This is a genomic window from Pseudomonas allii (assembly GCF_055380095.1).
Map to the genome: position 1 here is coordinate 3,299,788 of NZ_AP039450.1, position 14,602 is coordinate 3,314,389.

The 14,602-nt window shown below is 63.3% G+C and carries 14 protein-coding genes; 10 read left to right on the forward strand and 4 right to left on the reverse strand.

Annotated features, from left to right (window positions below; translation table 11 throughout):
• The first annotated feature begins 12 nt into the window (after positions 1-12).
• Both ACZ445_RS14720 and msrA read left to right on the forward strand, forming a co-directional pair.
• Positions 13-1,713 (forward strand): cytochrome c biogenesis protein DipZ, encoded by a 1,701-nt coding sequence (locus tag ACZ445_RS14720; RefSeq protein WP_058425924.1) that lies wholly within the window; start codon positions 13-15, stop codon positions 1,711-1,713.
• Positions 1,714-1,728: 15 nt separating this feature from the next.
• A complete protein-coding gene (gene msrA, locus ACZ445_RS14725) occupies positions 1,729-2,424 on the forward strand; it encodes a peptide-methionine (S)-S-oxide reductase MsrA (protein WP_058425923.1) in 696 nt (231 codons plus the stop codon).
• Between the two features lie 114 nt (positions 2,425-2,538).
• Here the strand turns inward: msrA and ACZ445_RS14730 are convergent, their stop codons facing one another.
• Together ACZ445_RS14730 and ACZ445_RS14735 are read right to left on the reverse strand one after the other, a co-directional pair.
• Positions 2,539-3,489: an alpha-E domain-containing protein gene (locus ACZ445_RS14730; protein ID WP_071495662.1), complete on the reverse strand. Its 951-nt coding sequence runs from the start codon at positions 3,487-3,489 to the stop codon at positions 2,539-2,541.
• 2 nt (positions 3,490-3,491) lie between these two features.
• Positions 3,492-4,901 (reverse strand): circularly permuted type 2 ATP-grasp protein, encoded by a 1,410-nt coding sequence (locus ACZ445_RS14735; RefSeq protein WP_058425921.1) that lies wholly within the window; start codon positions 4,899-4,901, stop codon positions 3,492-3,494.
• Positions 4,902-5,374: 473 nt separating this feature from the next.
• Between ACZ445_RS14735 and ACZ445_RS14740 the strand changes: the two genes are divergently transcribed.
• Positions 5,375-5,920 carry a hypothetical protein gene (locus tag ACZ445_RS14740; protein WP_058425920.1) on the forward strand — a complete coding sequence of 182 codons (546 nt, stop codon included), beginning with the start codon at positions 5,375-5,377 and terminating at the stop codon, positions 5,918-5,920.
• A 14-nt stretch (positions 5,921-5,934) separates the two neighbouring features.
• Positions 5,935-6,060: a hypothetical protein gene (locus ACZ445_RS14745; protein ID WP_259641570.1), complete on the forward strand. Its 126-nt coding sequence runs from the start codon at positions 5,935-5,937 to the stop codon at positions 6,058-6,060.
• Positions 6,061-6,063: 3 nt separating this feature from the next.
• Here the strand turns inward: ACZ445_RS14745 and ACZ445_RS14750 are convergent, their stop codons facing one another.
• Positions 6,064-6,984, reverse strand: a complete 921-nt coding sequence (locus tag ACZ445_RS14750; RefSeq protein ID WP_464707175.1) for a LysR family transcriptional regulator — start codon at positions 6,982-6,984, stop codon at positions 6,064-6,066.
• A gap of 114 nt (positions 6,985-7,098) precedes the next feature.
• Between ACZ445_RS14750 and ACZ445_RS14755 the strand changes: the two genes are divergently transcribed.
• From ACZ445_RS14755 to ACZ445_RS14775, 5 genes are all read left to right on the forward strand, one after another.
• The gene (locus ACZ445_RS14755) at positions 7,099-8,082 is read left to right on the forward strand and encodes an aldo/keto reductase (protein WP_179030475.1); all 984 of its coding nucleotides are present in this window, start codon (positions 7,099-7,101) and stop codon (positions 8,080-8,082) included.
• Positions 8,083-8,499: 417 nt separating this feature from the next.
• The gene (locus tag ACZ445_RS14760; protein WP_310863066.1) at positions 8,500-10,494 is read left to right on the forward strand and encodes an aminotransferase class I/II-fold pyridoxal phosphate-dependent enzyme; all 1,995 of its coding nucleotides are present in this window, start codon (positions 8,500-8,502) and stop codon (positions 10,492-10,494) included.
• 25 nt (positions 10,495-10,519) lie between these two features.
• The gene (locus ACZ445_RS14765; protein WP_058425916.1) at positions 10,520-11,374 is read left to right on the forward strand and encodes a transporter substrate-binding domain-containing protein; all 855 of its coding nucleotides are present in this window, start codon (positions 10,520-10,522) and stop codon (positions 11,372-11,374) included.
• 2 nt (positions 11,375-11,376) lie between these two features.
• Positions 11,377-12,081, forward strand: coding sequence for an ABC transporter permease (locus ACZ445_RS14770; RefSeq protein WP_058425915.1), 705 nt, complete (start codon positions 11,377-11,379; stop codon positions 12,079-12,081).
• A 7-nt stretch (positions 12,082-12,088) separates the two neighbouring features.
• Positions 12,089-12,787, forward strand: a complete 699-nt coding sequence (locus ACZ445_RS14775) for an ABC transporter permease (protein ID WP_179030063.1) — start codon at positions 12,089-12,091, stop codon at positions 12,785-12,787.
• Positions 12,788-12,794: 7 nt separating this feature from the next.
• Here ACZ445_RS14775 and ACZ445_RS14780 read toward each other — a convergent pair whose 3' ends face one another.
• Complete coding sequence (locus ACZ445_RS14780) at positions 12,795-13,430, reverse strand: TetR/AcrR family transcriptional regulator (protein WP_464703596.1); 636 nt, start codon at positions 13,428-13,430, stop codon at positions 12,795-12,797.
• Positions 13,431-13,521: 91 nt separating this feature from the next.
• Here ACZ445_RS14780 and ACZ445_RS14785 point away from each other — a divergent pair, with 91 nt between their 5' ends.
• Positions 13,522-14,520, forward strand: a complete 999-nt coding sequence (locus ACZ445_RS14785; protein WP_058425912.1) for a M14 family metallopeptidase — start codon at positions 13,522-13,524, stop codon at positions 14,518-14,520.
• Positions 14,521-14,602 lie beyond the last annotated feature (82 nt).

Here is a 14,602-nt window from a genome sequence, read left to right on the forward strand (position 1 = left end):
AGGGTCCATCCCATGTGGCTTCTGGTTCTCGCGTACCTGGGCGGCGTGCTGACAATCGTCAGTCCGTGCATCCTGCCTGTTCTGCCTTTTGTCTTCGCTCGCACCGGGCAGCCGTTTTTGCGCAGTGGCTTGCCGCTGTTAGCGGGGATGGCGGTGACATTCGCCCTGGTCGCCTCGCTGGCGGCAGTCGGCGGCGGTTGGGTGGTGCAAGTCAATCAATACGGGCGCTGGCTCGCGTTGCTGTGCGTTGCCCTGTTCGGACTCACGTTGTTGTTGCCGCAACTCTCGGAGCGCCTGACGCGCCCACTGGTGGCCGCCGGCAGTCGTTTGTCGGAAGCCGCCGGGGCCGATGCCCGGCCGCGTCCGGGCGCGTCGTTCCTGATCGGCGTGGCCACCGGGCTGCTGTGGGCGCCGTGCGCCGGGCCGATCCTGGGGCTGGTGCTCACCGGTGCCGCGCTGCAGGGCGCCAGCATCGGTACTACCTTGCTCTTGCTGGCTTACGCCGCCGGTGCTGCCACCTCCCTCGCGCTGGCGTTGCTGGTCGGCGGTAAAGTCTTTGGTTTCATGAAAAAGTCCCTCGGCGCCGGCGAATGGCTACGCCGTGGCTTGGGCGCGCTGATGCTGGCCGGTGTGGCCGCGATTGCGCTGGGCCTCGACACCGGCGTGCTGTCGCGGCTGTCGACCGCATCCACCGGTGGCCTGGAACAAAGCCTGGTGGATCGCCTCAGCGCCAAGCCGGCGCAGCCTAGCGGTGCGATGATGATGGCCGCCAACCACAGCGATACCTTGCCGATCGAAGGCGCGCTGCCGTCCCTCGATGGCGCCGTGCAATGGCTCAACAGCCCGCCACTGACCGCCGAAGCACTCGAGGGCAAGGTGGTGCTGGTGGATTTCTGGACCTACTCCTGCATCAATTGCCTGCGCACGCTGCCGTATGTAAAGGCCTGGGCCGAGAAATACCGCGACCAGGGCCTGGTGGTGATCGGCGTGCATGCGCCGGAATTCGCCTTTGAGCGCAACGTGAACAACGTCACTCAGGCCATGAAGGACCTGGGCATCACTTACCCGGTGGCCATCGACAACAACTACAAGATCTGGCGCGCGTTCAACAACCAGTACTGGCCGGCGCATTATTTTGCCGACGCCAAGGGCCAGATTCGTTATCACCACTTCGGTGAAGGCGATTACGCCGAGTCGGAGCGGGTGATCCAGCAATTGTTGCGTGAAGCCGGCGCGAAGAACGTCGCGGGCGGTTTGATCGAAGCCGATGCCAAGGGCGTGCAGCAAGCGCCGGACATGAACGAGGTGCAGTCGCCGGAAACCTACCTGGGTTCGCAGCGCGCCGAAAACTTCGTCAAGTCCGGCCCCCTGGCACTCAACCAGTGGACACTGGAAGGCCAATGGAACGTCGGCGGCCAGCAAGCCAACCTCGACCAGGCCGGTGGGCGCATCGTCTATCGCTTCCACGCCCGTGACCTGCACCTGGTGCTCGGCCCCGGCGCCGACGGCAAGCCGGTGCGTTACAAGGTCACGATCGACGGCCAGGCCCCGGGCGATGCCCATGGCACCGACGTTGCGCCAGATGGCAGCGGCACCGTCACCGAACAGCGTTTGTACCAGCTGGTGCGTCAGCCGGGTGCCGTGCAGGACCGCACCTTCACCATTGAATTCCTTGACCCCAACGTGTCGGCGTATGCCTTCACCTTTGGTTAACCCGGAGTCCCTGCCATGAATGTATTCAAATACCTGCCCGTGTTGGCCTTCGCCGCGTTCGTCGGCCAAAGCCAGGCCTTTTCCTTCGGCGCCGCCGACGACGCCGTGGTGATCGCGCCACCCGCCCTGGACCTGCCCGCCGAAGCCGGCAACCTGCAAACCGCTGTGTTCGCCGGCGGCTGTTTCTGGGGCGTACAAGGGGTGTTCCAACATGTGCAAGGCGTGAAAAACGCCGTGTCCGGCTACGAAGGCGGTGCTGCGAGCACGGCACAGTATGAGTCCGTCAGCGACGGCAACAGCGGCCACGCCGAGTCGGTGTCGGTCACCTACGACCCGAGCAAGATCAGCTACGGCAAATTGCTGCAGATCTACTTCTCGGTGGCCCACAACCCCACCGAACTCAACCGCCAGGGCCCCGACACCGGCACCCAGTACCGTTCGGCGATCTTTGCGCAAAACGCCGAACAGCAAAAAGTCGCCCAGGCCTACATCGCCCAGCTGGATGCGGCCAAGTCCTTCGACAAACCCATCGTGACTAAAATCGAGATGGGCAAGGTGTTCTACCCGGCGGAGTCCTACCATCAGGACTTCCTCACCGAGAACCCGTCCTACCCGTACATCGTGATCAATGATCTGCCGAAGGTGGCGCAGCTCAAGAAACTCTTCCCCGACCAATACCGCGCCGAGCCGGTGCTGGTAAAACACCAATAACCGGAATGCGGGAGGGGGCTTGCCCCCGATAGCGGTGAATCAGTCCCCGAATTGGCTGACTGACCCACTGCTATCGGGGGCAACCCCTCCCATATTGCTTAATCCCAGTGGACGTTAGATGACCTCCAGGTACGAGCTGTGAATCGCCCGCGCCAGCTCGCGCACGGTGTCGATAAACTCGGTGAGACGGCTGTGCAGGCCGTCTTCAAGGATCTCATCGATGCCGGTGTACCTCAGTCGCGCCTCGAACTCCGCCGCCAGGCGCTGCGCCGTGCGTCCATAACTGCCGGGCAAGTCCGCGAGGATATGGCTCAACTCCTCGATGCACGCATGCAACGAGCGCGGTACATCGCTGCGCAACAGCAGTAATTCGGACACGGAACGGGCATTCAGCGCGTTCGGGTACAGCTCGGTATACGCCTCGAACGACGACAACGCGCGGAGCAGGGCGCTCCACTGGTAGTAACCGCGTGCCGACAAGTCGCTGACTTCTTCCGATTCTTCGCCGAACATCTCGTAGCGCGCATCCAGCAAACGCAGGGTGTTGTCGGCGCGCTCGACAAAGGTGCCCAGGCGAATGAACCGATAGGCGTCATTGCGCATGATCGTCCCCGAGGTGGCACCACGAAACAGGTGCGAACGCTGCTTGACCCAGTCACAGAAGTGGCTGATGCCATGTCGCGCCAGGCCGCCGGCGGCGATACTGCGCATTTCCAGCCAGGTGGCGTTGAGGTTTTCCCACATGTCGGCGGTGATGCGTCCGCGTACGGCGTGGGCATTGCCACGGGCGGCGCGCAGGCAGTTGTAGATGCTGGCGGGGTTTTCTTCGTCGAGAGCGAAGAAGTGCAGCATGCGTTCGGCATCCAGTTGCTTATGCCGCTCAAGGTAGCTGTCCAGGGTGCCACTGCTGAGCAACGACATGGCCAGTTCGTCCAGGCCGTCGCTGCGCCCCGCCTGAGGCATCAACGACAGCGAGTAACTGACTTCGAGCATGCGCGCCAGGTTTTCGGCACGCTCCAGGTAACGGGACATCCAGTACAGATCTGCGGCGGTTCTACTCAACATACTCAGCCCTCCACCACCCAGGTGTCCTTGGTTCCGCCGCCCTGCGACGAGTTGACGATCAACGAGCCTTCCTTCAATGCCACGCGGGTAAGCCCACCGGGCACCAGGCGCGTTTCCTTGCCCGACAGCACAAAGGGCCGCAGGTCGATATGCCGTGGGGCAATACCGTTTTCAACGAAGGTGGGGCAGGTGGACAGGCTCAAGGTCGGTTGGGCGATGTAGGCGTGGGGACGGGCCTTGATGCGTTGGCGGAAGTCCTCGATCTCGGCGGCGCTGGAGGCCGGGCCGACGAGCATGCCGTAGCCGCCGGACCCCTGGGTTTCCTTGACCACCAGTTCCGGCAGGTGGGCCAGGACGTGGGAGAGTTCATCGGGCTTGCGGCACTGGAAGGTCGGTACGTTTTGTAGCACCGGTTCTTCGTCCAGGTAGAAACGGATCATTTCCGGCACATAGGGGTAGATCGACTTGTCGTCCGCCACGCCGGTGCCGATGGCATTGGCCAGCACGACGTTGCCGGCGCAATAGGCGGCAACCAGGCCAGGCACACCGAGCATGGACTCGGGGTTGAAGGCCTTGGGGTCGAGGAAGGCGTCGTCGATACGCCGGTAAATCACGTCCACCGGCTTGGGGCCGTCGGTGGTGCGCATGAACACCTTGAGGTCGTGCACGAACAGGTCTGCGCCTTCCACCAGCTCGACGCCCATTTCACGGGCGAGGAAGGCGTGTTCAAAGAACGCGCTGTTGAAGCGGCCTGGGGTCAGCACCACCACATTGGGGTTGTCCAGGCGGCTGGAACTCTTGAGGGTCTTGAGCAGCAGGTTGGGGTAGTGGTCCACCGGCGCGATGCGCTGTTTGGCGAAGACCTCGGGGAACAGGCGCATCATCATCTTGCGGTCTTCGAGCATGTAGCTGACGCCGCTGGGGGTGCGCAGGTTGTCTTCGAGCACGTAGTAGGTGCCGTCGCCGTCACGCACCAGGTCGACACCCGAGATATGCGAGTAGATGTCGCGGTGCAGGTCCAGGCCGACCATGGCCTTCTGATAGCCCTCGTTACCCAGCACCTGGTCCGCGGGAATGATCCCGGCCTTGATGATGCGCTGGTCGTGGTAGATGTCGGCGAGGAACATGTTCAGCGCATTGACGCGCTGGATACAGCCGCGCTCGATCACGCTCCATTCACTGGCAGGGATGCTGCGCGGGATGATGTCGAAGGGGATCAGGCGCTCGGTGTCTTGTTCGTCGCCGTAGAGGGTGAAGGTGATCCCGGCGCGATGAAACAGCAAATCGGCTTCGCGGCGACGCTGGGCCAGCAGTTCCGGCGGCGTATTCGCCAGCCAGCGGGAGAAGTCCTGATAGTGCGCACGGCAGGCGCCGTTTGCGTCATTCATTTCATCGAAGAAAGATCGAGCCATTCCAGTACCTTGTCAGTGCCGAGGGACGCTTGGGTGGCACTGCCGTTTCAAAAAACGCATTTTTATGAGCCCGTGGCTGAGGGTGCCATTGGGCCTGGTCCTTACTTTCTTGTGGGGTCGGCTCTGGGTCGGGGGGTAACGAATGCTCCTGTTTACGGGCAGATGAATGGATAAAGCAATGCGTGTGCCGAAACGGCGAATCTTGTGGCGAGGCGCTTGTTGTGGTGAGCGGGCTTGCCCCGCGTTGGAGTGCGCAGCGCTCCCGCTCTTTCTGGGGCCGCTGCGCAGCCCAACGCGGGGCAAGCCCGCTCGCCACAGAAGCCTGTTCACCACAGAAGGCCATCACCACAACAAGCCCGCTCACCACAAGGGGGCAGTGCCTGGTTGGCGCCCCAACTTGGTGCATGAACAAACTTGAACTTCACTCATCGCCGCTTCTTCTAACAGGACTCGAACCCGCAGGGAGCACCGTCGTGCCCAGAATCATCTCTCCCCATACACCGGAAGCGGCCCTGACCGACCACAGCGAACACAACGCCAAGATCTTCGGTTCGCCCAAGGACCGGTTGGACTTCTACCGGCGCGAAATCCAGTACGAAACCACCATCCTGGCCAACCGCACCGACGCCTACCTCACCGCGCAATCCTTCCTGGTGATCGCCTTCGTCTCCGGCATGGGCAATCTCAACCCGGAGTGGGGCAAGTTGTTCACCCTGGTGGTGCCGGTGTTCCTGGTGATGCTGGGCGTACTCAGCTCATTGAACGCCTGGCCGGGCATCCGCGCGGCCTACGAGATCATCGATCATTGGCACTACAAACAGAGCGAACTGCTGCGCAGCGAGCCGGTGATGGGCCTGGCCTACGATGAGTCGCCGTTGTTCTCCGAGATGGAGTCGTCCCACAAGGGCTATCGCAAGTCGCTGCTATTCTCAATGCGTGCGCCCTGGCTGTTCATGGTGTTCTGGCTGTTGCTGGGGGCCTATGCGTTCTACATCCAGGTGGATAACCCTGGCTCATAACCGAGGAGAGCGTCATGACAAACGACTGCGAGGAAGAAGAACCGAATGACCCGGGCAACGAAGACCCGGGTTCCTTGATGGACGATGCAACCGTGCCGTTGATTGACCAGGAGGATGACGCTACCGAGCCGCCGGATTGAAGCCTATTCGATCAACTGTTTGCCGATGGTTTTCATCCGGATCATGTCCATCAACTGCCGCAGCCCCGGCTGCGACTGCCGTCGGCTCGGGTAGTACATGCACAACGGCTCGCCCATGCAGGCCCAGTCGGGCATGACCTCCACCAGACGGCCGTCCTTGAGCTCCTGTTCCACGCGGTTGGACAGGCAGTAGGCGATGCCCACCCCTTGCAGCGCCGCATTCACAATAGTCTCGGTATCAGCCGCGCTGAAGTGGCCCGGCACGTCGATGCGTTGCTGGCGGGTGCCGTTGCCCAGTTCCCACTTGTAGGGGGTCTTGTCGCCCAGGTACATGCGGATGCAGGCGTGTTGCAGCAGGTCTTTGGGCACCTGCGGCGTGCCCCGGCGGGCCAGGTAGGCGGGCGACGCGACCACGATCCAGCGCAGCTCACCGGTCAAGGGCACCGCCACCATGTCCTGGGGCACGGTGGCGCCGTAGCGGATACCGGCGTCGTAGCCCTCGGCGATGATGTCGATCATCTGGTCCTGCACGATCAGGTCCACGCGCAGTTGCGGGTAGGCGGTGCAGAAGTCCCCGAGGATCGGCGCCAGCAGCAATACCGCCGCGTCCCGTGGCACGTTCAAGCGTAGCCGGCCAATGGGCGCGTCGCGGTACAACTCCAGGGTGTCGAGGCCGTCCTTGATGGTGGCAAAGCCCTGGGTGAGTTTTTCTGCCAGCAGCGAACCGGCATCGGTGGGTTCCACGGCACGGCTGGTGCGGTACAGCAGCTTCACCCCCAGGCGGGTTTCCAGGTTGCGCATGGTGTGGCTCAAGGCCGAGGTGGTAACGCCCAACTCATGAGCGGCGTGGCGAAAACTGCGGCGACGGATGATGGCCATGAACACGTTGAGATCGGCCAGTTCGGAACGGTTGAAAGCAGCCATTTTCAAGTCTCTTATGCGGGAGTTCGGCTGCATGCGGCGTTGAGCCCGATTCAACCGTGGATGACTTAGAGTAATTGTTTTTCTAAGCATTATTGCAAGCCACGGGATATTTTCATGCGCGTTGAGACCATCAGAATTGCCGGCATCGAACAAGCGATCTCGCGGATCGCCCTCGGCACCTGGTCCATGGGCGGGCACCTGTGGGGCGGGGCGGACACCGAGCAAGCCTCGCGCACCTTGCGGCACGCGTTGGCGGTGGGTATCAACCTGATCGACACCGCGCCGCTGTACGGCTTTGGCCTGTCCGAAGAGCTGATCGGCAAGGCCTTGCGCGGAGTGCGCCACAGCGCCGTGATCGCGACCAAGGCGGGGCTGCAATGGGACACCGGCGCCACTCGGCGCAACGCCACGGCCCAGCGCATTCGCAAAGAGGTCGAAGATTCCTTGATACGCCTGGGAACCGACTACATCGACTTGTATCAGGTGCACTGGCCCGATCCGCTGGTGGCCCAGGAAGAAACCGCCGATGAATTGGAGCGCCTGCGCCGTGAGGGCAAGATCCTGGCGGTTGGCGTGAGTAATTATTCCTCGGCGCAAATGGACGATTTCCGCCAGTACACCGCCCTGGCCACGGTGCAGCCACCGTACAACCTGTTCGAACGCGCCATCGACAGCGACATCCTGCCCTACGCCAAGCAGCATTCGCTGGTGGTCCTGGCCTACGGCCCGCTGTGCCGGGGTTTGCTCAGCGGCAGCATGCACTCGGCCACGCGCTTTGCCGGCGACGATGTGCGTACGCTCGACCCCAAGTTCAAGCCGCCACGCTTCGAGCAATACTTGGCCGCCGTGGCCGCGCTGAGTAGCTACGCCCGCGAGTGCCACGGCAAGTCGGTGCTCGCCCTGGCCCTGCGCTGGGTGCTTGACCAAGGCCCGACCATTGCGCTGTGGGGCGCCCGCCGGCCGGAGCAGTTGAAGGGTTATGAAGAAGCCTTCGGCTGGCACCTGACGCCCGAAGACCTGTCGCATATCGACCGTATCCTGGCCAGCACGATAAAAGATCCCATCGGCGCGGAATTTTTGGCGCCCCCCAAGCGTTAACCCTTCGACAGGGATGTCGAGGTTTTTGCATGAAGCGCGGTACCTGATCTGTCAGCCCCGTAGAACAGGCGATAAGTACCCTGTGGCGAGCGGGCTTGTCCCGCGTTGGGCTGCGAAGCAGCCCCAAAACCGGCGGTCGAAGCGTGCCTGACTCACCGCATTCCTCTTGCCAGGGTCGCTTCGCAACCCAACGCGGGACAAGCCCGCTCGCCACAGTTGCAGTGCTCGCCCTCCAAGACTTTGAAAGGGCTGGTTGTAAATGAGCAGAAATCACCATAACGACCTCTTTGGACGATAAACGACACCGAGCCAAACACGCCCATTGAACGACTGTTCAGTTTGCACTATGTTGACCGCATCCACCCGTTTGCAACCGAACGGGTTAGCGCTTTTTCTTCTTGAACGAGAGGCTCTGGCATGCGGTTTTCCCCCTTCGTCGAACGAATTGCAGGGCAGGGCGTCGCCGCCTGGGACATCCACCACGCCGCGTTCCACGCCGCCAGCCAGGGCGAAGACATCATCATCCTCAGCGTCGGCGACCCGGATTTCGCCACCCCGTCCTTTATCACCGACGCTGCCGTCAGTGCCTTGCGCGATGGCGACACCCACTACACCGAAATCCCTGGCCGCCCGGCACTGCGCGAAGCGATTGCAGCACGCTACAGCCAGACGCTGGCACGCCCGCTCAATGCCGCAAACGTCATCACTGTGGCCGGTGCGCAGAACGCCTTGTTCGTAACGTCGCTGTGCCTGTTGCAGGCCGGTGACGAGGTGCTGGTGCTCGACCCGATGTACGTCACCTACGAAGCCACGCTCAAGGCCAGCGGCGCCACACTGGTGCGCGTGCCGTGTTCCCCTGAATCGGGCTTTCGCGTCGACGCCACGTTGCTCGCCGCCGCGATCACCCCGCGCACACGGGCGATTTTCTTCTCCAACCCGAACAACCCCACCGGCGTGGTGCTCAACCCGCAGGAGTTGCAGGCCATCGCCGAACTGGCCATCGCCCACGACCTGTGGGTCGTGGTGGATGAGGTCTACGAAAGCCTGGTGTTTGACGGCGAGTACCACAGCCTCGCTGCACTGCCGGGCATGGCCGAGCGCTGCGTGGTGATTGGCAGCCTGTCCAAGTCCCATGCCATGACCGGTTGGCGCATCGGTTGGCTCATCGCCACGCCCGCGCTGATCGCCCATGCCGAAACCCTGGTGCTCAGCATGCTGTACGGCTTGCCCGGCTTTGTGATGGAAGCCGCCACCGCCGCCGTGCTGGCCCATGATGAAGTGACCCGGGGCATGCGCGAGATTTACCGGCGCCGCCGCGACCTGGTGGTGGCCGCGCTGAGTGCCTGCCCTGGGATCCAGGTGCAGGCGCCGCAAGCGGGGATGTTCGTGCTGGTGGACGTACGCGGCACCGGCCTGGGCTCCCTGGATTTTGCCTGGCGCCTGTTTCGCGAGGCCGGGGTGTCGGTGCTGGATGCGGCGGCCTTCGGCGAGCCCGCGAAAGGTTTCGTGCGGCTCTCGTTTACCCTCGGCGAAGAACGCCTGGCGCAGGCCTGCCAGCGTATCGCGCAGTTTGTCGCCAAGCTGGCCGGTGAGCCACGTATCGCCACTGCTCCCAGGATTGAAGTGGCGCAACCGGCCGAAGCCCGGAAGATGATCGAAGTCATCGACCTGCATAAGCGCTTCGGCAATATCGAAGTGCTCAAGGGCATTTCCCTCACGGCCCACGAAGGCGAGGTGATCTCGCTGATCGGCGCCAGCGGCTCGGGCAAAAGCACCTTGCTGCGCTGCATCAACATGCTCGAAGTGCCGGACCAGGGCAGCATTCAGGTGGACGGCGAAAGCATCAAGCTCAACTACGGCCGCCCCGGCGCGCCCCTGGTGGCGGATGCCCGGCAGTTGGTGCGCATCCGCTCGACCCTGGGCATGGTGTTCCAGAACTTCAACCTGTGGCCTCATCGCACGGTGCTCGAAAACCTCATCGAAGCCCCCACCCAGGTATTGCGCGAAAGCCGCGCCGAGGCCATCGAACGCGCAGAAAGCCTGCTCGACCGCGTCGGCCTGGCCGCCAAGCGCAATGAATACCCGGCCTTCCTTTCCGGTGGTCAGCAACAGCGCGTGGCGATTGCCCGGGCGCTGGCCATGCGCCCAAAAGTCATGCTGTTCGACGAACCCACTTCGGCCCTCGACCCGGAGCTGGTGGGCGAAGTGCTGCGGGTGATCCGCTCCCTGGCCGAAGAGGGCCGTACCATGATCCTGGTCACCCATGAAATGGCATTCGCCCGGGATGTGTCGTCGAAAGTGGCGTTCCTACACCAAGGCATGATCGAAGAAACCGGTTCGCCGGACGCGGTGTTTATCGACCCACGCAGTGAACGTTGCCGACAGTTCGTCAACGCGCACCAAACTCGCTAACTCCAGAAAAAGACGGGGCAACATCATGCAATTCAAACGTATGGCAACGTGGTTGAGCAGTGCAGTGTTGATGCTGGCCGCAGGTTTTACCTGGGCGGGCGACAAACCCATCGTGTTTGCGGTGGCGGCCGAACCCTACCCGCCGTTTACCGTGAAGGGCGGTAACGGCCAGTGGTCCGGGTTCGAGGTGGACCTGATCCACAAGCTCTGCGAAGGCATGAAAGCCGAGTGCCAGATCAAGGAAGTGGCGTGGGACGGCATCATTCCCTCGCTGCTGGCGAAGAAGATCGACGTGATTTTCTCGTCGATGTCGGTGACCGACGAGCGCGAAAAACAGATCGCGTTCAGCCGCGCCTACTACGACTCCCTGCTGGGGGTTGCGGGGCCAAAAGGCAGCGAAGTGGAGATATCCCCGACGGGCCTCAAGGGCAAGTTGATCGGCGTGCAGATCTCCACGGTCAGCGCCAATTACCTGAAGAAGTATTACGAAAACATCGCCGACCTCAAGTACTACGACACCCAGGAATCGGCCAACGCCGACCTGATCGCCGGGCGTATCGACTACATGATGGCCGACGACACCGCCATCGCCATGATGGTCAAGACCCCCGAAGCCAGCGGCCTGGCGCACATCGCCAGCGTGCCCTACGACCCGATCATCGGCCGTGGCGTCGGCGCCGGCTTGCGCAAGGAAGACACCGCGCTCAAGGCCCGGCTGGACAAGGCCATCGGCGAGTTGCTGGTGAGCAAGGACTACGACGACCTGTCACAGCACTATTTCGGCCTGTCGGTCAGCCCGTGCAAGCGCACCGAGACCCCCGCGTTTGTGAGCAAGACCTGTGACAGCCCGTACCAGCAAATCGCCCAGAAGACCGAATAACCATGTTCGACCTTCTCGGCTTCGGCGAACAAGGGTGGGGCCAGGCGTTGCTCAAGGGTCTATGGATGACCCTGCAGATTTCCGCCGGGTCATTTGCGGTGGGCTTGCTGATCGGCCTGGTGGTGGCCTGCGCTAAGCTCAGCGCGCCGCGCCCGATCGCGCTGCTGATGCGCGGCTACACCACAGTGTTTCGCGCGGTGCCGGAACTGCTGCTGATCCTGCTGCTGTACTACGCCGGCTCCATGGGCCTCAACGCGCTGATGCTGTGGCTGGGCTTCGCCCAGGTGAATATCAGCGGCCCGCTGGTGGCGATCCTGGTGCTGGGGCTGGTGCAGGGCGCCTATGCCTCGGAGATTTTTCGCGCGGCGATCCTGGCGATCCCCCACGGGCAGATCGAAGCGGCGCGGGCCTTTGGCTTGAGCGGGCTGGGGCTGTTCCGGCGGGTGACGCTGCCGATCATGGCGCCGTTCGCCCTGGCCGGCATGTCCAACCTGTGGATCAACCTGATCAAGGACAGCGCCTTGATCAGCGTGGTCGGCACCAACGAGTTGCTGTACACCGCCAAGCAGGCAGCGGGGTCGACCCGCCAATACCTGCTGTTCTACCTCGCGGCCGCCGCCTTGTATTACCTGGTGACGCTGGCTTCCAACTACCTGTCCGGGCGCCTGGAGCGCCGTATCCGTCGCTGGATGCCGGTTGTCGAGTGAGGCGCACATGCCTGAGTGGATAAGCTACTACGCCGGGCTCATCGCCAAGGGGTTGCAGACCACCTTGTCGCTGCTGGTGGTTTCGGCAGTACTCGGTTTTGCCCTGGCGGTGCTGGTGGCGCTGGCACGGTTGTCGCGGCGCAAGTGGCTGGCGCGCAGTGCGCTGGCCTACACCAGCGTGCTGCGCGGTACGCCGTTGCTGATCCAGATCTACATTTTCTACTACGGCCTGGGCAGCCTGTTCGCCCAGTTCCCGATGATCCGTGGCAGCTTCCTGTGGCCGTATCTGCGCGATGGCTACTGGTACATCTTGTTTGCCCTGGTGTTGTCGGTAGGCGCCTATGTCGGCGAGGTGATTCGCGGTGGCCTGCTGGCGGTGCCCAAAGGCGAGATGGAAGCCGCCTCGGCGTTCGGCATGACCCCACGCCAGGCGCTGCTGCGTGTGCGTTTGCCACGGGCGATGCGCCTGTTGCTGCCGACCCTGGCCGGGGAAACGGTGATGCTGCTCAAGTCCACCGCGCTGGCGTCGACCATTGCCGTGGTCGACCTGCTCGGTGCGGCCAACGTGGTGCGCGCGCAGACCTTGCAGATCTACCAGCCGCTGCTACTGGTGGCGGGGGTCTACCTGTGCCTGACCTTCCTGATCGAAGGCGTCTACGCCATCGCCGAACGGCGCGGCACGCCGCTGCGCAGGTCGGCCGGATAAACCGCTGTCACAGGACGTAATCGGCGCTGAATGCGCCGTGACGCAAGCCTTGGACCCAGCAGCGGCAGATGTGCAACCCGTTGGCAGAGCTGAAGGTGCCGGGGTTGAGGCAGCCTTCGAGCCAGAGTCCGTCGAGCATCGCCGATAGGCCGATGGCGGCCAGGTGGCTGTCGTGGATCAGCAGGTTTTCACTGCGGGCCAGATCGTCCAGCAGGCGTTGGATCAACCCCAGGTAGGCGTGGTAACTGTTTTCGTGGGACTGATTAACGTGGGGCGAGTGACGGATCAGGCTCCAGAACACCACCCACACGCCAAGCAGGTCGGGGTCCATGACCCGTGGCGAGAACGAGGCACTGAGAAACGCGTCCAGCCGTGCGGCGGCGCCGTCAGCCAGCTCGACCTGTTCCCACAGGGCGCTGGTCAGTTCGTTGGCGAGCTTGTGGTAGGTCTCGGCGATCAGCGCGTCGATGCTGCCGAAATGGTGGTTGAGCAAGCCCACCGATACACCGGCTTCGGAGGCAATGCGGCGCACGGAGATCCCGGCGTGCCCGTCGCGGGCCAGGCAGGTGAGGGCGGCGGCGATCAGCAGGTCGCGGCGCTCGTCGGGGTCGGCGCGGCGCAGTTTGGGAGGGTCGACGGTCATGGGCAGGCCTTTGATGGAAACACCACAGCGCTCAGGTTAGTTGAACGTGTGTTCAATCTCTAGCGGTTAATGGATGAGAGGAGGGCAAGGCATGGCAAACGACCTTTCGTGGCACGTCACCGGCGACGCCGGCAACCCGCTGCACATTGGCGCCTGGCGCTTCGAAGGCGACGGCAGCGGGCCCAGCGTACACCTGCAGGCGGGTGTGCACGCGGATGAAATCGCCGGCATGCTGGTGCTGCATCAGCTGCTGCCGCGCTTGCAGGCGTGCCAGGACCAGGGGCGCCTCAAGGGCGGCGTCACCGTGGTGCCCCAGGCCAACCCGTTCGGGATCGGCCAGTTCCGCCAAGGCCGTTTGCTGGGGCGCTTTCATGAAGCCACCGGGCAGAACTTCAACCGCGCTTTTGATCACTCCCTGGCCATGGCGCACCCGGCGAGCAACCTGGCGCAGTGGCAAAAGCGCCTGGTGCAACTGGCCGCTGAAGCCGACCTGGTGCTGGACCTGCACACCGATGACGAAGCGCTGCCGTACCTCTACATCCACCGCAGCTTCTGGCCCGACCAGGGCCTGGCGTTGGCGGCGGCCTTGCGCGTGGACCTGGTGATCGTCTGGGACGAGGGCGGCGATGGCTCCTTTGAAGAGACCATCATCAACCATGCATCGCCGCAACTGGCCGCGACCATTGAGCTGCGCGGCCAGGCAGACGTCAGCGATGCGCTGGCGCAACAAGATGCCGACGGCCTGTGGGCGTGGTTGTGCATCAATGGCGTGATCGACGAGGTGGCCGCCATCGCCGAGTGGCCAGGGGACGTGGTCGACATGGGCTGCATGGAAACCATCCTCGCGCCCTGTGCCGGGGTGCTGGTATTCGAGATAGCCCTGGGGGATTACGTGGAGGAAGGCCAGCGTTTCGCACGCATCATCGGCCGCCCCGGTGACCCGTGTTCCGAAGTGATCCTGCACGCCGCCCAGGCCGGCCGCATGGTCACCGGCCACCGCGAACGCCTGGTGGCGCAGGGGGCGGTAGTCGCCAAGTTCACCGGGACGCGTCTATCCGACAGCTACAGCGGCGGCGTGCTGGACCCGTAGCGGCGTCTGTGTGGGAGGGGGCTTGCCCCCGATTGCGGTGGATCAGCTGTAGATGAGTTGACTGGCCTGGTGCTATCGGGGG